The organism is Blastococcus sp. DSM 46786, from assembly GCF_900109665.1.
Taxonomy (GTDB): Bacteria; Actinomycetota; Actinomycetes; order Mycobacteriales; family Geodermatophilaceae; genus Blastococcus; species Blastococcus carthaginiensis.
Genome location: NZ_FOAO01000007.1, coordinates 75,538 through 94,320 on the forward strand (window position 1 = coordinate 75,538; position 18,783 = coordinate 94,320).

The 18,783-nt window shown below is 75.4% G+C and carries 21 protein-coding genes; 17 read left to right on the top strand and 4 right to left on the bottom strand.

Annotated features, from left to right (window positions below):
- Positions 1-2 precede the first annotated feature (2 nt).
- A complete protein-coding gene (gene nagB / locus BMW62_RS08145) occupies positions 3-779 on the top strand; it encodes a glucosamine-6-phosphate deaminase (RefSeq protein ID WP_091930355.1) in 777 nt (258 codons plus the stop codon).
- A gap of 2 nt (positions 780-781) precedes the next feature.
- On the opposite strand, the gene nagA is transcribed toward nagB, so the two are convergent.
- On the bottom strand, positions 782-1,915 hold the full coding sequence (gene nagA, locus BMW62_RS08150) for an N-acetylglucosamine-6-phosphate deacetylase (RefSeq protein ID WP_091930461.1): 1,134 nt from the start codon (positions 1,913-1,915) through the stop codon (positions 782-784).
- On the bottom strand, positions 1,912-3,372 hold the full coding sequence (locus BMW62_RS08155) for a glycoside hydrolase family 3 protein (protein ID WP_091930356.1): 1,461 nt from the start codon (positions 3,370-3,372) through the stop codon (positions 1,912-1,914). The genes nagA and BMW62_RS08155 overlap by 4 nt, the downstream gene beginning before the upstream one ends.
- 284 nt (positions 3,373-3,656) lie before the next feature.
- Here BMW62_RS08155 and BMW62_RS22550 point away from each other — a divergent pair, with 284 nt between their 5' ends.
- The 9 genes from BMW62_RS22550 (at position 3,657) to BMW62_RS08195 (ending at position 10,895) form a co-directional block, all read left to right on the top strand.
- Entirely contained in the window at positions 3,657-3,827 is a 171-nt protein-coding gene (locus tag BMW62_RS22550) for a hypothetical protein (RefSeq protein ID WP_170852278.1), read from the top strand.
- A 92-nt stretch (positions 3,828-3,919) separates the two neighbouring features.
- Positions 3,920-4,951 carry an L-glyceraldehyde 3-phosphate reductase gene (gene mgrA, locus BMW62_RS08160; RefSeq protein ID WP_091930357.1) on the top strand — a complete coding sequence of 344 codons (1,032 nt, stop codon included), beginning with the start codon at positions 3,920-3,922 and terminating at the stop codon, positions 4,949-4,951.
- A 54-nt stretch (positions 4,952-5,005) separates the two neighbouring features.
- Entirely contained in the window at positions 5,006-5,296 is a 291-nt protein-coding gene (locus BMW62_RS08165) for a hypothetical protein (RefSeq protein WP_091930358.1), read from the top strand.
- Entirely contained in the window at positions 5,293-6,549 is a 1,257-nt protein-coding gene (locus tag BMW62_RS08170; protein ID WP_091930359.1) for a hypothetical protein, read from the top strand. Before BMW62_RS08165 ends, BMW62_RS08170 begins: the two co-directional genes overlap by 4 nt.
- Positions 6,546-7,127, top strand: coding sequence for a hypothetical protein (locus BMW62_RS08175; protein ID WP_091930360.1), 582 nt, complete (start codon positions 6,546-6,548; stop codon positions 7,125-7,127). The genes BMW62_RS08170 and BMW62_RS08175 overlap by 4 nt, the downstream gene beginning before the upstream one ends.
- Complete coding sequence (locus BMW62_RS08180; protein ID WP_091930361.1) at positions 7,124-7,714, top strand: hypothetical protein; 591 nt, start codon at positions 7,124-7,126, stop codon at positions 7,712-7,714. Before BMW62_RS08175 ends, BMW62_RS08180 begins: the two co-directional genes overlap by 4 nt.
- 69 nt (positions 7,715-7,783) lie before the next feature.
- Positions 7,784-9,859, top strand: a complete 2,076-nt coding sequence (locus BMW62_RS08185) for a glycosyltransferase (protein ID WP_244523919.1) — start codon at positions 7,784-7,786, stop codon at positions 9,857-9,859.
- A gap of 140 nt (positions 9,860-9,999) precedes the next feature.
- Positions 10,000-10,212, top strand: a complete 213-nt coding sequence (locus tag BMW62_RS08190; protein WP_091930363.1) for a DUF4177 domain-containing protein — start codon at positions 10,000-10,002, stop codon at positions 10,210-10,212.
- Positions 10,209-10,895 carry a DUF4334 domain-containing protein gene (locus BMW62_RS08195; RefSeq protein ID WP_091930364.1) on the top strand — a complete coding sequence of 229 codons (687 nt, stop codon included), beginning with the start codon at positions 10,209-10,211 and terminating at the stop codon, positions 10,893-10,895. The genes BMW62_RS08190 and BMW62_RS08195 overlap by 4 nt, the downstream gene beginning before the upstream one ends.
- Before the next feature lie 28 nt (positions 10,896-10,923).
- Here the strand turns inward: BMW62_RS08195 and BMW62_RS08200 are convergent, their stop codons facing one another.
- Together BMW62_RS08200 and BMW62_RS08205 are read right to left on the bottom strand one after the other, a co-directional pair.
- Positions 10,924-11,193 carry a hypothetical protein gene (locus BMW62_RS08200; protein ID WP_091930365.1) on the bottom strand — a complete coding sequence of 90 codons (270 nt, stop codon included), beginning with the start codon at positions 11,191-11,193 and terminating at the stop codon, positions 10,924-10,926.
- Between the two features lie 181 nt (positions 11,194-11,374).
- Positions 11,375-12,061: a DUF1275 family protein gene (locus BMW62_RS08205; RefSeq protein WP_170852280.1), complete on the bottom strand. Its 687-nt coding sequence runs from the start codon at positions 12,059-12,061 to the stop codon at positions 11,375-11,377.
- A 217-nt stretch (positions 12,062-12,278) separates the two neighbouring features.
- Between BMW62_RS08205 and BMW62_RS08210 the strand changes: the two genes are divergently transcribed.
- From BMW62_RS08210 to BMW62_RS08235, 7 genes are all read left to right on the top strand, one after another.
- Entirely contained in the window at positions 12,279-13,025 is a 747-nt protein-coding gene (locus tag BMW62_RS08210; protein WP_091930367.1) for a TenA family transcriptional regulator, read from the top strand.
- A gap of 137 nt (positions 13,026-13,162) precedes the next feature.
- The gene (locus BMW62_RS08215; RefSeq protein ID WP_091930368.1) at positions 13,163-13,579 is read left to right on the top strand and encodes a Rieske (2Fe-2S) protein; all 417 of its coding nucleotides are present in this window, start codon (positions 13,163-13,165) and stop codon (positions 13,577-13,579) included.
- 4 nt (positions 13,580-13,583) lie between these two features.
- Positions 13,584-14,813 (top strand): NAD(P)/FAD-dependent oxidoreductase, encoded by a 1,230-nt coding sequence (locus BMW62_RS08220; RefSeq protein ID WP_091930369.1) that lies wholly within the window; start codon positions 13,584-13,586, stop codon positions 14,811-14,813.
- Entirely contained in the window at positions 14,813-16,279 is a 1,467-nt protein-coding gene (locus BMW62_RS08225) for an aldehyde dehydrogenase family protein (RefSeq protein ID WP_091930370.1), read from the top strand. Before BMW62_RS08220 ends, BMW62_RS08225 begins: the two co-directional genes overlap by 1 nt.
- 17 nt (positions 16,280-16,296) lie before the next feature.
- Positions 16,297-16,719 (top strand): Rieske (2Fe-2S) protein, encoded by a 423-nt coding sequence (locus BMW62_RS08230; RefSeq protein ID WP_091930371.1) that lies wholly within the window; start codon positions 16,297-16,299, stop codon positions 16,717-16,719.
- The gene (locus BMW62_RS22925; protein WP_211435042.1) at positions 16,716-18,353 is read left to right on the top strand and encodes a gamma-glutamyltransferase family protein; all 1,638 of its coding nucleotides are present in this window, start codon (positions 16,716-16,718) and stop codon (positions 18,351-18,353) included. The genes BMW62_RS08230 and BMW62_RS22925 overlap by 4 nt, the downstream gene beginning before the upstream one ends.
- Positions 18,346-18,777 carry a RidA family protein gene (locus BMW62_RS08235; RefSeq protein ID WP_211435043.1) on the top strand — a complete coding sequence of 144 codons (432 nt, stop codon included), beginning with the start codon at positions 18,346-18,348 and terminating at the stop codon, positions 18,775-18,777. The genes BMW62_RS22925 and BMW62_RS08235 overlap by 8 nt, the downstream gene beginning before the upstream one ends.
- Positions 18,778-18,783: the final 6 nt, after the last annotated feature.

The following is an 18,783-nucleotide window of genomic DNA, read 5'->3' on the forward strand; positions in this document are numbered from 1 at the left end:
TCGTGGAGGTGGTCATCCTCCCCGGGGCCGGCGAGGTCGCTCGGGTCGCGGCGCGGCGGATCGCCGAGGCGGTGCGCCGGCGCCGGGACGCCGTCATCGGGCTGGCGACCGGCTCCTCGCCGCTGGGCCTCTACGCCGAGCTCGCCCGGCAGGTGGCCGCCGGGGAGCTGGACGTCTCCGGCGTCCGGGGCTTCGCGCTGGACGAGTACGTCGGCCTCCCGCCGGCGCACCCGCAGAGCTACGCGTCGGTCCTCCGGCGCACCGTCGTCGAGCCGCTGGGCCTGGACCCGGGGCGGGTGCACGTGCCCGACGGGTGCGCGGCCGACCTGGAGGCGGCGGCGGCCGGCTACGAGTGCGACATCCGTGCCGCCGGTGGCATCGACGTGCAGATCCTCGGCATCGGCGCCAACGGGCACATCGGCTTCAACGAACCGACGTCCTCCCTGTCGTCGCGCACCCGGATCAAGACGCTCGCGCCCCGGACCCGGGCGGACAACGCCCGCTTCTTCGCCTCGCCGGAGGAGGTGCCGGTGCACTGCCTCACCCAGGGGCTGGGCACGATCCTGGAGGCGCGGGAGCTGGTGCTCGTCGCCCAGGGCGAGGCGAAGGCCGACGCCGTCGCGGCGGCGGTGGAGGGTCCGCTGAGCAGCGTGTGCCCCGCCTCGGTGCTGCAGCTGCACCCGCGGGCCGGGGTCTACCTGGACGAGGCGGCCGCCGCGCGGCTGCGGCTGGCCGACTACTACCGGTACACCTACGCCCACCGGCCGGGCGGGGCCTGACCTCAGCGCACCCGGCAGCCCCGCGCCCACACCTGCCGGACCGACCAGCCCTCGTCGAGCACCACCGCGTCGGCCACGTACCCGGGGGCGAGCAGGCCGAGGCGGTCGCCGAGGCCCAGGGCCCGGGCGGGGGCGGCGGTCAGCGCCGTCACCGCCGCGACCGGGTCGAGGCCGACGACGTCGACGGCCCGGCGCAGCGCGTCGTCGAGGGTGAGCGTGGACCCGGCGAGGGTGCCGGTGCCGGCGATGCGGGCCACCCCGTCGCGGACGACGACGTCGGAGCGGCCCAGCCGGTAGCGGCCGTCGTCCGCGCCCGCCGCGGCCATGGCGTCGCTCACCAGCGCGACCCGGCCGGGGGCGCCGGCCAGCAGCAGGCCCGCGACGACGGGGTGCACGTGGTGGCCGTCGAGGACGAGCTCGAGGGTGACGCGGGGATCGGCGAGCGCGGCGCCGACCGGCCCGGGCGCGCGGTGCCCCAGCGCCGGCATCGCGTTGAGGGCGTGCGTGAGCACCCGTGCCCCGGCCCCGAAGGCCTGCTCGGTCAGCGCCATGCCTGCCGCGGTGTGCCCCACGGCCACCGTGACCCCCGCGGCGGTGAGCCGGGCCACCGCGTCCAGCGCGCCCGGCAGCTCGGGGGCGACGGTCACCAGGCGCAGCGTGCCGCGGGCGGCGGCCAGCAGCCGGTCGACGACGGCGGGGGCCGGTGCGACCAGGTGCTCCGGCTCGTGCGCGCCGCAGCGCTCGGGGGAGAGGAACGGGCCCTCCAGGTGGGCGCCCAGCACCCGGTCGTCGTGCGCGGCGAGGTCGGCGATCGCCGCGAGCGAGGCCTCGAGCCGCTCCACCGGTGCGGCGACCAGGCTGACCAGCGAGCGCGTGGTGCCGTGCGACCGGTGTACCTCGAGCGCGCCGCGGATCCCGTCGGCGCCGTCCTCGGCGGCGTGCCCGCCGCCGCCGTGCACGTGCAGGTCGACGAAGCCCGGCGTCACCCAGGCGCCGGCGAGCTCCACGACGTCCTCGGCGGCCGGGGCGTCCCCGGTGCCCGCGGCGGCGATCGTGCCGCGGTCCAGCAGCAGCCAGGCGTCGTCCCGGCGCCCGGCGGCGTCGACGGCGCGACCCCCGCGCAGCAGCGTCGTCACCGGCCGGCCAGCGCCTCGGCGGCCGCGCGGGTGCACGCCCGCGACGCGCCGTGGACCGCGAGCGCCGGGCCGGGGACGAGCCGCAGGTCGTCGGGCATCCCCAGGGCGACGGTGACGGCGTCGGGCCGCAGCTCGGTCAGCCGGCGCAGCCAGCGCTCCTGCCACGGGCTGCGGTAGGCGTCGCGGGCGGCCACCACGAGCGGCCGGCCGGCCGCGTCCGCGACGACGGCGTCGGGCGTGGGGTCGTCGTCCGCCACGGTGACCAGGGTGTCCAGCCGGCCCAGCTCGCGCAGCGGGTCGGCCAGGCTCCACCGGGCGGCGCCGACGGCCATGTTCGCCGCCGCCCGCAGCTCGACGACCACCGCGGGGGCCGCCAGCGGGGAGAGGTCGCGGGCCCGCCGGGCCGACCGGGCCGCGCGCAGGCCGACGCCGCCGGACGCCTCGTCGGTGGTGGTGGCGGTGGGCTCGCGGCGGAGGCGGGCCACCCGGCCGGCGGCCTCGTGCAGCCGGGCCTCGGTCAGCGTGCCGTCGCGCAGGTGCTCGGCGACCGCCGCGCGGATGGCGGCGCAGTGCTCCTGGCCGTCCTCGGCCCCGACCAGCAGCAGGTCGGAGCCGGCGGCCAGCGACAGCGCTGCGGCGCGGGGGATGCCGTGCGCCGCCCGCACCCCGGCCATGTCGAGGGCGTCGGTGACGAGCACCCCCTGGAAGCCGAGCTCGGTGCGGAGCAGGTCGACCAGCAGGCGGCGGCTCAGCGTGGCCGGCTGCTCGTCGAAGGCGGGGAAGACCACGTGCGAGGTCATCACCAGCCGCACGCCGGCCTCGATCGCCGCGACGAACGGGAGCAGCTCGCGCCGGCGGAACGTCGCCTCGTCGACGTCGACCACCGGCAGGTCGAGGTGGGAGTCGACGGTGGTGGCCCCGTGGCCGGGGAAGTGCTTGGCGGCCGCGGCCACCCCGGTCGACTGCAGCCCGCGCACCCAGGCCGCCCCGTGGCGGGCGACGAGCCCCGGGTCGGCGCCGAACGACCGGACGCCGATCACCGGGTTGCGGCTGTCGCTGTTCACGTCGACCGAGGGCGCGAGGTCGACGTCCACGCCGGCGCGGCGGAGGTCGGCGCCGATGGCCGCCGCGACCGCCGCGGTCACCTGCTCGTCATCGAGCACGCCGAGGGCGAGGTTGCCCGGGTAGCTGCTGCCCGAGCCGTACTCCAGGCGCGTGACGTCGCCGCCCTCCTCGTCGACGGCGACGAGGGCGTCCGCCCGTGCCGCGTGCACGGCGCCGCTGAGCGACGCCACCCGCCCGGCGGCCTCCGCGGGGTCGTCGGCGCGCAGGTTCTGCCCGTACAGGCAGACGCCGGCCAGGCCTTCCCCGAGCGCGTCGACCACCCAGCGGGGGACGGCCGGCCCGGCGAACCCGGGCATCAGGCAGCCGTTCACGAGACGGTCCAGCTCCGACATCGCTCGTCGTCCTCCCGGTGTGCGCCGACCATTTCCGCGACCGGATCGGGGACGTGGTGCCGAGGCATTCCGACGAATTTCCGTCCATTTTTCCGGCCGCGGTCGATCTTCGCATGCGCCGACCGTTCCGGCGCCTTCGCCGGGCGCGCGGAAATCGCGTTCACGCGGTCGTGGCCGGGGGGTGGGGGGTGGGGAAGACCTGTCCCCGCCATTTCCGCACGCGGTCCGGAGCCCCGGGGGCGGCGGGTCTGGACGTCGGGCGCCCGCAGCGGGAAGGTGTGCCCGTGACCGACAACCGCTACGCCATCGGCCTGGACGCCCTCGAGGCCGGGAGCCGCGTCGAGCCGGCCGACCAGGTCGCGGAGCAGCCGACGCCCGGCGCACCGCCCCCTGCCCCGGCCGGCGAACCGCACCCGTTCGCCGGCGGAGCGGGCGGCGACGCCGACGGCGACTGATCCTGCGGCGGGGGTCAGACCCGGTCGTCCCGCTTGAGCCGGCCGTAGGCGGCGGTGCGGCGCGGGCGGCGGCGGTGACGCAGGATCGGCGCATGGCCTACTCCGCAGCCGACGACCGCTACGACTCCATGACCTACCGCCGCACCGGGCGGAGCGGCCTGGACCTCCCCGTGCTGAGCCTGGGCCTGTGGCACAACTTCGGCGACGACATGCCCTTCGACCGCCAGCGCGACATCCTGCGGCGGGCCTTCGACCTGGGCATCACGCACTTCGACCTGGCGAACAACTACGGACCGCCCTACGGCAGCGCGGAGAGCAACTTCGGGCGGCACCTGGCCGACGACTTCCGGCCCTACCGCGACGAGCTGGTCATCTCCACCAAGGCCGGCTACGACATGTGGCCCGGGCCGTACGGCCAGGGCGGGGGCTCGCGCAAGTACCTGCTCAGCAGCCTGGACCAGTCGCTGCGGCGGATGGGCCTGGACCACGTCGACATCTTCTACAGCCACCGGCCCGACCCCACGACGCCGCTGGAGGAGACGATGGGGGCGCTGGACACCGCCGTCCGCTCCGGGAAGGCGCTCTACGCCGGCATCTCGTCGTACTCGCCCGAGCAGACCCGCCGGGCGGCGGAGATCCTGGCCGACCTGGGCACGCCGCTGCTGATCCACCAGCCCTCGTACTCGATGCTCAACCGCTGGGTCGAGCGCGAGGACCTGCTGGGCGTGCTCGCCGACGTCGGTGCCGGGTGCATCGCCTTCTCGCCGCTGGCGCAGGGCATGCTCACCGACAAGTACCTCGGCGGGGTGCCGGAGGGGTCGCGGGCCAGCCAGGGCAAGTCGCTCTCGCCCGACCTGCTCACCGAGCAGACGCTCACCCACGTCCGCGCCCTCGACGGGCTGGCCCGGGAGCGCGGGCACTCGCTGGCCCAGATGGCGCTGGCGTGGGCGCTGCGCGACCCGCGGATGACGACGGTGCTCGTCGGGGCCAGCAGCGTGGCGCAGCTGGAGCAGAACGTCGGGGCGCTGGACCACCTCGCGTTCTCCGACGACGAGCTCGCGGCGATCGACCAGCACGCCGTCGACGGCGGCATCGACCTGTGGGAGGGCCCCCGCACCGCCTGAGCACCTGTGGACAACGGGTCCGGGGGAGGGTCGTTCCTGCCTAGGGTCCGCGGTGTGAGTGACGGCCTCGAGGTGGAGACGGCGGTCCTGCGGGACGCCGGGCGTGCGCTGCTGGTCGTGCACGGTGAGTTCGACGGCGCGCGGGACACCGCCGACGTCGGCGCCGACGTCATCGCGCACGACGGGCTGCGGGAGCGGCTGGGGGAGTTCGGCAGCAACTGGGACCGCCGGCGGACCGAGATGGCCGGGCTGATCGCGGGGCTCGGCCAGGCCGCGCAGGACGCCGCGGAGGTCTACGAGCGGATCGAGACCGAACTGGTCGCCGCCATGGCCGGTGAACGGTGATCCGCCCGCGGGACTGGTCGCCGCTGCGCCCGGCGGACCCGGTCGGCGGGGACGCCGCGGCGGTCGTCCGGCTCGCACGTCGGTACGCCGACACCGCCACGGCGATCACCACGGCGGCGACGGCCCTCCGCGAGATCCACGGCAGCGCGACCGCGTGGAACTCCGACGCGGGCCGGGCGTTCCGGCAGCGCACCGTCGAGGTGGCCGGCGCGATCGAGCAGGCGCACGCCCGGTACGAGGGGGCGGCGGCGGCGCTGGCCGGCTACGCGCGCACGCTGGAGGACGTCCAGGCCCGCGCCGACGTCGTCCTGGCCCGCGCCCAGCGTGCCGAGGAGGCCCGGGACGCCGCCTGGCGTGCCCGCGAGCGCGCCGCGGCCCAGGCGGAGCCCGATCCGGTCGCCGAGCGCCGGGCGCACGACGACGCCGCGGCGGCCACCGGGGGCATCCGGGCGGCCGGCGAGGAACTCGACGCGCTCGAGGCCGAGTGGCGGGCGGCGGGGACCAGCGCCGCCGACGCCATCGACGACGTCCTCGGTGCCGACGACCTCGCGGACGGGTTCTGGGACGACGTGCTGGACGTGGTCGCCGTGGTCACCGGCTGGGCCGGGCTGCTCTCGGCTGCCCTCGGCCTGGCGGCGTTCTTCCTCGGCACGATCCCGGGTCTGCAGCCCTTCGCCGCGGCGCTCGCCGGGGCGGCCCTCGTCGCCGGTGCCGTCTCGCTGGTGGGCAACACGGTGCTGCTGGCGAGCGGCCGGGCGGAGCTCGACGCCGTGCTCTGGGACGCGGTGGGGGTGCTGACCTTCGGGGCCGGTCGGGCCTTCGCGCTGGCCGGCCGGGCGGTGGCCACGGGCACCCGCGGTCTGGCTCGCCCCTCGCTGGTGCAGCACCTGCGGGGTTCGGGGATGACGCGCCGGGAGGCGAAGGAGGCCTCGGGCGTCGCCGCGTCCCCCGGAGCGGCGGCCTCCGCGCTCACCTCCCGGGCCCGCGACCCGCGCGGCTGGCTGCCCACCCGCGGGGAGTGGGCCGAGGCCTACCGCCCGTCGGGGCTGCTGCGCGATCCGGGCGGCCCGCCGCCCTTCGTCCACCCGGCCGCGACGGCCGCCCCCCAGGTGCAGGCCGGCCTCTCCCGCGCCGCGCGGGCCGACGGCGCGTCCCTGCTCGCGAACGCCGCCGGCACCGCCCCGGCCGCCAACGCCTTCGCGGGCAGCGGTGGCCCCGCCGGTTCCCGCGCCCCGGTCCGGGCGGACCGGTGACGGCCGCGGCGCCTCCCCGCGACTTCACCTTCGCGGTGCCCGGCGACTGGGTGCGGATCCGGGTCCTGGACGACGCGCAGCGCGACGCGGACGTCCGCCGCATCGCCCGGGCGGTCACCCGGGGCCGGCCCGACCGCGACCGGCTGATGCCGCAGCTGGCCCGCGTGCTGCACGAGGCAGTCGCCGCGCGCACCGACAGCCGCACCGTCGAGGTGCACCTGCCGGTGCTCCAGGAGGGCGCCCCGCCGGTGGCCTGCGCCCTGGCTGTCGGGGTGGTCCCTCCACGGGACGGTGACCGGCCCGGTGGCGAGGACGCCGCGTTCCTCGCCGCGGCGGGGACGGGGGCCACGGCCGAGGTGGTCGACCTGACCTGCGGCCCGGTGGCCCGCCTGCGCCGCCGGACGTCCGCACCCGCTCCGGATGGCCGGAGGGTCGAGACGGAGGTGGTGCAGTACCAGCACCCGATGCCCGGCGGCGGCTTCGTGCTGCTCAGCTTCTCGACGCCGCTGCTGGAGCTGCTCGACCCGCTCACCGCGCTGTTCGACGCCGTCGCGGGCTCCTTCCGGTGGCTCCCGTGACCGGCGTCGTCCACCACTGGGGCTACTCCGTCGCGCCCTCCGACGAGGGGTGGGTGTGGCTGCCCGGGACCGGGGACGTCGCCGCCTGGGCGCAGGAGGTCTGCGCCGACCTCTACGTCCACGGGCCGGAGGCGGCCTGGCTGGGTGCCCAGCTGCGGTCGCTGGGCGCCGCCCTCCGCGAGGGCCCGCCCGACCTGGCCGCGCTCTGGGTGCCCGACCCGGCCCACGGCGTCCTGGCGACGCTCCGTACCGACCGGTACCGGCTCACCACCGGGCTGCCGGAGCTCGCCGCGCAGGAGCGCGCCACCGCCGGGCGGGGGCTGGCCCCTCCTGCCGTCGACCTGGTCGCACTGCCGGCCGGTCCGGCGCTGCGCGTCCGGCGGGTGGAGCGGCAGGCCGACGGCCCGGGGGAGGGCCTGCTCGTCGAAAGCGTCCGCCATCTCGTCGCACCTCCGGGCGCGGTCGACGCCGACAGCGTGCCGACGGGCGTGGAGCTGGTCATGGCCTGGACGCTGCTGCACGAGGGGGAGGAGTTCGCGGACATGGCCGACCGGACGGCCGAGCGGTTCCGCATCACCGCCGGCTGAGCGCGCGAGACCTCACCCCTCGGGGGGATGTGCCGGCGCGCGCAGCGTGTCGATGCCTCCTGCGTGAGCATGGAACGGGTGGCCCTGGGCCGCCCCAGCGGGACCCGGGACGCCGTTCCGGCGCCGGAGAGCGCCGCGCGGCTGCTCGTGGTGCGCACCGTGGCCGTCGCCGCCGTCCTGGCCACCGCCGGTTACCTGACCTGGCGGTTGCTGGCGACCCTGCCCGAGGGCGCCGCCCTCTGGCTGGGCGTGCCGTTCCTCGCGCTGGAGCTCTACGGCGGACTCGCCCTCGTGCTGTTCGTGATGACCACCTGGGACGTCGCGCCGGCGACCGTGCCGGCGCCCCGCCCCGGGCCGCCGCCGTCGGTCACCGTGCTCGTCGCCACCTACAACGAGCACCTCGACGTGCTGCTGCCGACCGTCGCCGCCTGCCTGGCCATGGAGGGCGAGCACGAGACCTGGGTGCTCGACGACGGCGATCGGCTCGAGGTCGAGGAGATGGTCACCGCGCTGGGCGCCCGCTACGTCACCCGCGCCGAGCACGACCACGCCAAGGCAGGCAACCTCAACCACGCGCTGGCGCTGGTGCGCACCGACCTCGTCGCAGTGTTCGACGCCGACCACGTGCCCGACCCGGACTTCCTCACCCGCACGCTGCCCTACTTCGCCGACGACCGGCTGGCGCTGGTGCAGACGCCGCAGCACTTCTACAACACGAGCTCCTTCGAGCACCTGCGCGAGGGGGCCGACCTGCACGAGGAGTCGCTGTTCTACCGGGTGATCCAGGCCGGCAAGCACCACGCGGGGGCCGCCTTCTGGTGCGGGACCAACGCCGTGCTGCGGGCCGAGGCGCTCCGCGAGATCGGGGGCGTGGCCACCGAGTCGCTCACCGAGGACTTCCACACCACCATGAAGCTGCACCGCGCCGGGTGGCGGAGCGTCTACCACAACGAGGTGCTCGCCCGCGGGCTGGCGGCGGGCAGCCCCGACGCCTTCTACGCGCAGCGCCGGCGGTGGGGCCGCGGCGCGATGCAGGTGCTGCGGCACGACAACCCGCTGACCGCCACGGGGCTGACCCCTCGGCAGCGGCTCGGCTACCTCTACTCCCTGTCGGCGTGGTTCGACTCGTGGCGGACGCTGGGCCTGGCCCTCGTGCCGGTGAGCGTGCTGGTCACCGGGGTGTTCCCGGTGGACGCGCCGCCCGCGCTGTTCGCGGTGATGGCGGGCGTCCCGTTCCTCCTGCAGCAGGTGGCGCTCGGCCTGCTGTCGCGGGGGTTCGCCCCGGCGCGCTTCTCGCTGCTGTTCGAGGTCGTCCGGCTGCCCTCCAACCTCGCGGCCACGCTCTCGCTGGTGCTGCGCGGCACGGGCCGGTTCGCGGTCACCGCCAAGGGCCGCACGGGGGAGGAGCGCACCCGCGCCCGGGTGCCCGCGCTGCTGCTCGCGCTCGCCGCCGTGCTCGTCGGGAGCCTGCTCTTCACCGCGGCGAGCCTGGCCGGCTGGACGCCGGTCGAGCACGGGCTGGGCGGCACCACGCTGGTGCCGGTCTTCTGGGTGGCGACCACCCTGGGCTTCGTCGTCGCCGGCATCCGCCGCATCCGCGACCCGCGCTTCTCCGCCGAGCGCCGGGACGGGCACCGCTTCCCGGCCGCGCTGTCCGCCGTCGTCGAGGGGGCCCCGGCCCGGCTGGTCGACGTCTCGCTCGGCGGCGCGCAGGTGCGCGTCCGCGGGGTCGGCGCCGCCGTCGGCGCCGAGGTGGAGCTCGCCATCCGCGTGCCCGACCGCGCCGCGCACGTCGTCTTCCGCACGGTCGTCCGGTCCCGCAGCGGGGACGTCCACCGCCTGCAGTTCGTCGGGCGGCAGTGGCGCGAGCTGGCCGCGCTCTCGGCGACGGCGTTCGGCGCCGGCGCCGCCCGCTGGGCGGCCGTCGAGATCACCCCCGTCGCGGTGGAGGCGCCCGTCGCCCCCGGCCGCCGGGTGCCGGCCGCCTCGCTCCACCCGGACGCGGTGTCCGCCGCGGTGCGCAGCCCGTTCGTCGCCCCGGCCGCCCGACGTCCGGGAGACGACGACACCCGGCCGATCCCGCGGCTGACCCCGGAGCTGGAGCGCGCGCTGGCCGGCGCCGACGGTGGTGGCTCCGGCCGGTGATCCGCGGCGCCCCGGGCGGACGTCTCCCGGGCGAACGGCAGCGCCAGGTCCAGTCGGGAGCGGTCCGTCTCGACGCGCGTCCGCTCTCGCGGCAGGCTGGCGGGAGACCGACCGGAGCAGGCTGAGAGGACGGGCGACCCATGGCTGCCGCGCGCTACGAGTACAAGGTCGAGGAGATCCGGGAGGGCCTCATCGGCGGCAAGATGTCCGGCGGCAAGCTGGAGAAGGTCCTGAACGAGCACGCCCGCTCCGGCTGGCAGCTCAAGGCGATCACCTCGGTCGAGGTGAAGGGGCGGATCGGTCCCGGCGGCGTCGACGGCGTCCTGGTGACCTTCGAGCGCCCGGTGGCATGACGCTGCAGTTCACCAGCGGCGACCAGTGGCTGCTCGACCACCGGGACGGCGTCGACCGGGACATCGCGCTGGCCTGGTTCGACGCCTTCCGGCCGCAGCCGGTCGAGGAGATGGTCGGGCGGTGGCGGGGGAGCGGGCTGCCCACCGGGTCGCCGCTGGACGGGCTGCTGGAGTCCTACGGCTGGTGGGGCAAGGAGTTCCTCGACGCCGAGACCGTGCACCCGCTGCTGTTCCGCACCCGCTCCGGACCGCGCCCGGTCGACCCGGCGCTCATCCCGGTGGGCGTGCTGCGCGGCCTGCCCGGGCTGGCGCACTCGCGGGCGGCCCGGCTCGCGTTCACCGCCGTCCGGCCGCTGCTGACGACGTCCCGACCGAAAGCCCGGCTGCGCGCCGTCGAGCACCGCGGCGTCGTCACCGCGGCGATGGTCTACGACCGGCTGCCGATCATCGACGTCTTCCGGCGGGTGAACGGCCGGACCGTCCTCGGGATGATGGACCTGCGCGGCCTGCCCGACCCGTTCTTCTTCATCCTGCACCGCGACGGCCCGGTCGGTCGACCCGCGCGAAGGCGGCGTCTCGACGGTCCTGCGGGCGGAGGGCAGCCTGGGGTGCGCCGGGTGGACGAGTGGAGGCCGAGATGGCTGGGCGGCCTCCTGGCCACCTGCGAGCGGCCCGTCTCCTAGCTGCTGGAAGGCCCTCCGGAGGCTCGGTTCAGACGCCGGCCACGGCGTCCCCGTTCAGGGGGTGCTCCGCCATCACGGTCTCGCTGACTTCGTCGGCGTGCCAGCGGGCGGCGTCGTGTGCCACGGCCTGGGCGTTGAGGAAGTGCCCCCGCGCGAGGTGCGCATGGTGAGCGGCCTGGACGTGCTCGCCCAGTCCGGAGTGGCTCGCGGCCTCGCGGTAGTGGCGGACGGCCAGCACGAGTTCGTCGGCAGCCTTCGTGTACTGGTTCTTGGACAGGTCCTGGGTCATGTCGTCCATACCTTCCAGTCGATGCTCCCGTCGGTGGAAGGCCGACGGTAGTGACCGGCCGCCGAACGGTGGCACGGACAGATTGCACAGACCAGGCGGTCACTTCTGTGCGGCCTGCCCGTGCGAGCCCATGCGCGGTCGGCGGCGTCGGCAGGGGCCGGTGGCCGCTTCCGCCCCGTCGGCAGGCGGATCAGCTCCGGCGGAACATCGTCGCGCCGACCAGGACGACGGCCCCCAGCACGGCCAACTGCAGCACCGGCGCGGCCAGGGGCGCGACGATGAGGAGCCCCGCGCCGGCCGCTGCACCGGCGACGAGCCCCACGAGGATCTCGATGCTGTGCCAGACCTCCCGCACGCCGCGGCCGGTCGCCAGCCGAATCACCACGGTGGTGAGCGTGCCGGTCAGGTAGGTCGTCGACATGCCGCTGACGCCGAACCGCTGGACGGTGCTGCTCTGGATCCCCAGTGCGGCGGACATGGCGAAGAGCAGTACCAGGGTCAGCGCCGTCCCGGGTCCTGCGCCGGTGATCCACCAGCCGACGGCGTAGCCGGCCAGGAGGACCAGCTCGACGGTGAGGGCCACCGTCACCGGCCGCGGCCAGATCCGGTCCCCGGGGATCGGGCTACCGGCCAGGCGCGCACCCAGCGCCGCGCCGGCGCAGAAGGCGATGATGGCGCCGCCCGACGCGATGGCCAGCTCAGCGTCCGCCGTGCTCGCGGAGGCGCCCAGGATCACCAGGTTTCCCGTCATGACACTGGTGAAGGCGCCGCCGAGGGCCATCAACCCGATCGCGTCGGTCGCGCCACTGACGACGGCGAGGGCGACCACCAGGGTCTGGCGCAGGCGCAGCGCGCGGCGGCGCACGTCCTCCGCCACGGTCGGTCCGCTGGTGGGTGTGGTCGTCGCGGCGGGGGAGGTCGTTGAAGGCCCGGACACCCATGCAGGATCCCTGCCGGCCGTTCCCGGAAGCCCTGGTCCATGTGCACACGAAACTGGCGGAGGCCTGTGCAGGATGACCGTCGGGTTGGACGAGTGACGCACCTAACTTGGAGGACGCAAGCCCGAGCCCACGCTTCGCCAGGGAAGGCACTCCATGACCGCCACGCTCAACCGCCCCACCACCGAACTGCTCGACCACGACGAGTTCCGCGCCGCTCTGCAGGACGCGATCAAGGGCCGCGAGGCCAAGAACGCCTCCTTCAGCAAGGCGTGGGCGGACGGCAAGCTCGAGCGGCACCACTTCGCCCGGTGGGCCGAGAACCACTACCAGTACGTCGGCCCCTTCGCCGACTACCTGGGCATCGTCTACGCCAACACCCCGGACACCATCACCGAGGCCAAGGATTTCCTGCTCCAGAACATGTACGAGGAGGAGCTGGCGGACATCCGGCACACCGACCTGCTGATCCGCTTCGGCGAGGCCTGCGGGACGACCAAGGAGCGGATCGAGGACCCGAACAACGCCAACGCGGTGACCCGTGGCCTGCAGGCCTGGTGCTACGCGACGGCGCTCCGGGAGCACTTCGTCGTCGCCACGGCGGCGCTCGTCGTCGGCCTGGAGTCCCAGGTGCCCGAGATCTACAAGAAGCAGATCGTCCCGCTGCGGGAGACCTATGGCTTCACCGAGGACGAGATCGAGTTCTTCGACCTCCACATCACCTCCGACGTGGTGCACGGCGAGCGCGGCTACCAGATCGTGCTCGAGAACGCGAACACCCCGGAGCTGCAGCAGCGCTGCCTGCAGTTCGTCCGGTGGGGTGCGGAGATGCGGTATTCCTACACCCGCTCGCTGTACGACACGTACGTCGCCCCCGACCTCGAGGCTGCTGCGCAGGCCTGACCGCGTCGAACGGACCGGGGTGCCGGGCGCCACGCGTCCGGCACCCCGAACTGTTCCGGCGGCCATCGCGCCGCTTCCACCCCTGATCCTCACCGGCCCCCGCCGGCACCTCCGCACGACCACGACCGGAGACCCTCGTGAGCGAGCCCACTCCCACTTCCCCGGCGCCCGTCGTCGACCAACCGGACACGGACTCCTGGGTGCACGTCGCCGAGTTCAAGGACCTCGCCCGCCGCAAGCGCAAGCAGGTCACCGTCGGCAGCTGCCCTGTCGCGCTCTTCCTCGTCGACGACGAGGTGCTCGCCGTGGACGACACCTGCATCCACCAGGAGCGGTCGCTGGCGAAGGGCACACTCCTGGGCGGCCAGGTGATCTGCCCCGGCCACCAGTGGAAGTTCGATCCCCGCACCGGGGAGGCCGAGGACCAGGACGGCCGCCTGGCCACCTACGCGGTCCAGGTCACCGAGGAAGGGGCGGTACTGGTCGCTCCCCAGCCGGTCACTCCCCGGGAGGCCACCACCTCCGACTCCGCGACGCACCCGGCCGGGCGGTGACCCGGTGAGCGAGCAGACCCTTGTCGTCGTCGGCGCCGGCCACGTCGCAGCGTCCGCTGCCCGGGCCCTGCGGCGCCGCGGCTTCGCCGGTCCCGTCGTCCTGATCGGGGACGAGCCCGTGGGCCCCTACCAGCGGCCGCACCTGTCCAAGGAACGCCTCTCCGCGGGTGGGGACGACGGTCTCTGGCTGCTGACCCCGGCCTGGTGCGAAGCCAATGACGTCACCCTGCGCACGAACAGCACGGTGGAGCGGATCGCCGCCGACACCGGCTCGGTGCTCCTGGCGGACGGCTCGTCCATCCCTGCCGACGTCGTCGTCCTCGCCACCGGCGGGCGCCCCCGCAGGCTCCCCGGCGTGGAGGGCGAACGGGTTCACTACATCCGCACGCTGGCCGACAGCGACCGGCTGCGCGAGCGGCTGTCGATCGGGCGCCGCATCGGCGTCCTGGGCGGCGGCTTCCTCGGCAGCGAGATCGCGGCCGCGGCCCTGGGGCGGGGTGCGGAGATCGTCGTGTTCGACCGCGACCCGGTACTGCTCGCCCGCGCCATGGGTGCCGATATCGGCGCCGCGCTCACCGGCCTGCACCAGCGGCGCGGGATCGACCTGCGCCTCGGCCAGGCGATCAGCGCGATCCGTCCCGGCGCCGACGGCGTCACCATCGTCACCGAGAGCGGCAGCGAGACCGTCGACGACCTCGTGGTCTGCATCGGGATCCAGCCCAACACCGAGGTCGCCGTCAGGTCCGGGCTGGTGGTCGGCAACGGTGTCGAGGTCGACGCCCAGGGCCGGACGTCACTGCCGAACGTGTTCGCCGCCGGCGACGTCGCCGCCCACGACCACCCCCTCTACGGGCGGGTCCGGGTGGAACACGTCGACGTCGCGCAGCGGCAGGCCGCCGCCATCGCGGCCACCGTGGCCGGGCGACCCTCCACCGCCGGCGACGCGCACTGGTTCTGGACCGACCAGTACGACATCAACGTGCAGGGCCTCGGGCTGACCGGGCTCCGGCCGACCGACACGGTGGTCACCCGCGGCAGCCTCGCCGACCTCGACGGCACGTCGTTCTGGCTCCGTGACGGGCTCCTGGTCGGCGGCGCCTCGATCGAGCGCGGCGAGGACCTCTCGGTCGCCCGCGAGCTGATGGATCTGGAGATCCCCGTCAGTGCCGAGCAGCTGGCCGACGAGTTGGTCGAGCTGGAGGATCTCCTGGAGCAGGAAGAGGTGCGGGTCTGATGACCGTACGAACCGTACGCAACCTCGTCGACGGCGCCTGGGTCGAGTCGGTCACCGGCCGCACCCTGGAACGGCGCAACCCCGCCGACGTCCGGGAGGTCGTCAGCACCTTCCCCGAGTCCGACGCCAAGGACGCCGAGGCCGCGGTCTCCGCGGTCGCCGCCGGCTGGCAGCAGTGGGCCGACACGGCCCCGGAGCAGCGGGCGAAGGTCCTCGAGAACGCGGCCGCCGTCCTCGAGCGGCAGCGCGACCCGCTGATCGAGGAACTCGTCCGCGAGGAGGGCAAGACCCGGGCCGAGGCCACGATGGAGGTCTCCCGGACGCCGATGAACCTGCGGTTCTACGCGGGCGAGGCGCTGCGCACCGCCGGCGTGACCCTCCCGACCGGCGACGGCAGCCTGGTCTTCACCCTGCGCGCCCCGGTCGGGGTCGTCGCGGCCATCACGCCGTGGAACTTCCCGCTGAACATCCCCTCCCGCAAGCTCGGCCCCGCCTTGGCCGCGGGCAACGGCGTGGTCTTCAAGCCCAGCGAGGTCACCCCGCTGCTCGGTCAGCGGCTGGTCGACGCCCTGCTCGAGGGCGGCCTCCCGGCGGGCGCCATCGCGGTACTGCACGGGGGCGCGGAGGTGGCCTCGGCCCTGGTGACCGACGACCGGGTCGACGCCGTCACGTTCACCGGTTCCACGAACGTCGGCGAGGCGATCCACCGGGTCTCCCGCGCCAGCCAGCGCACCCAGCTCGAGATGGGCGGCAAGAACCCCGTGGTCGTCCTGGAGGACGCCGACCTCGACCGTGCGGCCACGCTCATCGCCAAGGGGGCCTTCGGGCTGTCCGGGCAGGCGTGCACGGGCACCAGCCGGGTGATCGTGCACGACGCGGTGCACGACGCGCTCGTCGACCGCATCGCGGCCAAGGCGCGCGGGCTCCGGCTGGGCCCGGGCCTCGCCGACGGCGTCGACCTCGGCCCGCAGGCCACCGAGCGCCAGCAGCAGTCGGTCCTGGGCTACGTCGCCCGGGCGCTGGACGACGGCGCCATCCTCGTGGCGGGCGGCTCGGACGACGACACCCAGGACCTGACCGCGGGCGACCTCGCCCACGGCCTGTACGTGCGGCCGACCGTCTTCACGGACGTCGACCCGGCATCGGAGCTGGCCACCCAGGAGGTGTTCGGCCCGGTGCTGGCCGTGCTGCGGGTGCACTCGCTCGACGAGGCGCTCCGCGTCGCCGACGCCACCCGGTTCGGCCTGTCCGCCGGCATCGTCACCAGCGACGTCGGCCGCGCCATGACCTTCGCCCGGCGGGTCACCGCGGGGCTGGTGAAGGTCAACCAGCCCACCACCGGGCAGGCGATGAACGCCCCGTTCGGCGGGTTGAAGGACAGCTCCACGCAGACCTCGAAGGAACAGGCCGGAGAATCGATGATGGCCTTCTACACGGTCGACAAGACCGTCTATCTCAGCGCATGAGCGCCCCGGAGGAGACCATGACCGTCAACCCCGCGTCGGACGAGGAACTGGCCGAGGCCGGTACCGAGTGCGCGTTCGTCCGCATCTGCCGCGCCGGACAGGTGCCGAACGGCTACGTGCGCCGCTTCTACGCGGACACCGAGCACGGCGAGATGGAACTCGCGGTGGCCCGGCTCGACGGCAAGGCCTACGCCACGTCGAACTACTGCACGCACCTGGACTGCCTGCTCAGCTCGGGCAAGCTGCAGGACGACGGGATCCGTTGCTCCTGCCACAACAGCGTCTTCGACCTCGAGACCGGCGAGCCGATCCAGCCCCCGGCGACCGAGCCCATCCGTACCTACCCGGTGAAGGAGGAGGACGGGCAGGTGCTCGTCGGGCTCTCCCAGCGTGACGTGCTGGAGGGCGGCCCCCGCCGCCGCCGGCCACCGTCGGCATGACGACGGGCGGGCTCGCGCCGGGGGTGTGGCCGGAGTCCTGGGGCCCGGTCCGCACGCCGACCCTGGCCACCGGCGGGATGGTCGTGAGCAGTGCGCCGGCGGCCAGCCAGATCGGCGCGCGCCTGGTGGGCGACGGGGCGACGGCGATCGACGCCGTCCTCGCGATGACCGCGGTCTCCTGGCTGGTCCTGCCCGGGCAGTGCGGGATCGGCGGCGACTTCTTCGCCGTCGTCCGGGAGCCGGACGGCCGGATGTGGACGGTCAACGGCAGCGGGTTCGGTCCCGATGGCGCCTCGGCCGAGGGCTATCTCGACCGCGGGCTGTCCGCGGTCCCGCTCACCGGGCCGCAGGCGGTCGCCGCCCCGGGTGCGATCAGCGCTCTGGCGACGCTGCACCGGCTCGGTGGCACGCGGGAGCTGCCCGACCTCTGGGCACCGGCCGCCGCCGCGGCGCGCCGCGGGGTCCCCTGCACGGCCAAGAACCGCCGCGACATCACCGAGCACGCCCGCGAGCTGGCCCTTGATCCCGGCCTGGCCCGCTGGCTGCTCCCCGGCGGGCGCATCCCGTCGGTCGGCGACCTGCTGTCCTCCGCCGAGCTGGCCGGCACCATCGAGCTCCTGGCGAGGGAGCCGCAGGCCCTCTACCGCGGCCCGATCGCCGAGCGCACGATCGAGCTGCTGCGCGCCGGCGGTGCGCCGTTCTCGGGCGACGAGTGGGTGCTGGCCGGCGACGTGCCCGCAGAGGAGGCGATCAGCGCCCCGTACGGCGACGTCACGGTCCACCAGACGCCGCCGCCCTCACCAGGCTGGATGGTGCTGCAGCAGGCCGGTCTCCTCGACGGGCAGCTGACCCGGCTGCCGACGGCGGGTGCCGAAGCTGTGCACCTGCTCGGCCTCGCGGCCCGGAGGGCCTTCCGGGACCGGTACGAACGCTGCGCCGCCGACGACGACGCCTGGCGCGAGCTGCTCACCCCTGACGAGCTGGCGCGGGCGCGACGCGACCTCGTCCGCGAGCCCGCGACCGTGGGTGCGCCGACGGGCATCGCGGGCGACACGACGAGCTGCGTCGCCGTCGACGGCGAGGGCCGGGCGGTCAGTGCCATCTCCTCGCTGGCGTTCACGTTCGGGGCCCGCATCTCGATCCCCGGCACCGCCGTCGCGCTCAACAACCGGCTGGCACGGGGCACGTACCTGATCCCGGGGCACCCGAACGCGCTGGCTCCCCGCCGCAAGCCGCTGCACACCCTCAACGCCTGGATCGCGACCGATGCGGCCGACCGGCTGCGACACGTGGGGAACACCCCGGGCGGCGACGGCCAGGTGCAGTGGAACATGCAGCTGCTCTCGTACCTCGTCGACGGCGGGCTGGACCCTCAGCAGGCGGTGTCGGCGCCCCGGACGACCGTGCACCCCGGCAGCGACGCCGATGCCCTGGGCGCCCCCGAGACCCTCCAGTGCGAGAGCCGGCTGGGCGGTGACGTGCTCGCCGGCCTCGTCGAGCGCGGGCACGACGTCCGCGACGTGGGGGCGTGGGGCGGCGGTGGCAGCGCGCTGGTCGTGTCGATGGATCACGACCGGGGCGTGCTGGCCGGCGCCGCGGACCCGCGGCAGGACGGGGTGGCGCTCGGTGTCTGAGGCACCGGGGACGTCGGTCCCGCCGCAGGGCGCTTACGTGCCCGCCGTCGTGCACGGTGGGCTGGCCTGGACCGCGGGGATGACACCCCGCCGGCACGGCGAGCTCGTGGTCCACGGCGTCGTGGGCCGCGATCTCGACATCCCCGCCGCCCGGGAGGCGGCCGGCCTCGCCGCCCACAACGCCGTCACCGCGCTGGTGGAGGCCGTCGGTCTGCCCGGTATCGAGCGGGCGCTGAAGATGACCGTCTTCATCGCCGCCGCCGACGGGTTCACCGCCCACTCGGCCGTGGCCGACGGCGCCTCGAAGGTGCTGCGGGAGCGCCTGGGGGACCGGGGCGCGGTCGCCCGCAGCGCCGTCGGCGTCCGCACCCTCCCCTCGGGAGCCCCCGTCGAGGTCGAGCTCGTCGCCGCCGTCCGCCCCTGACGCGTG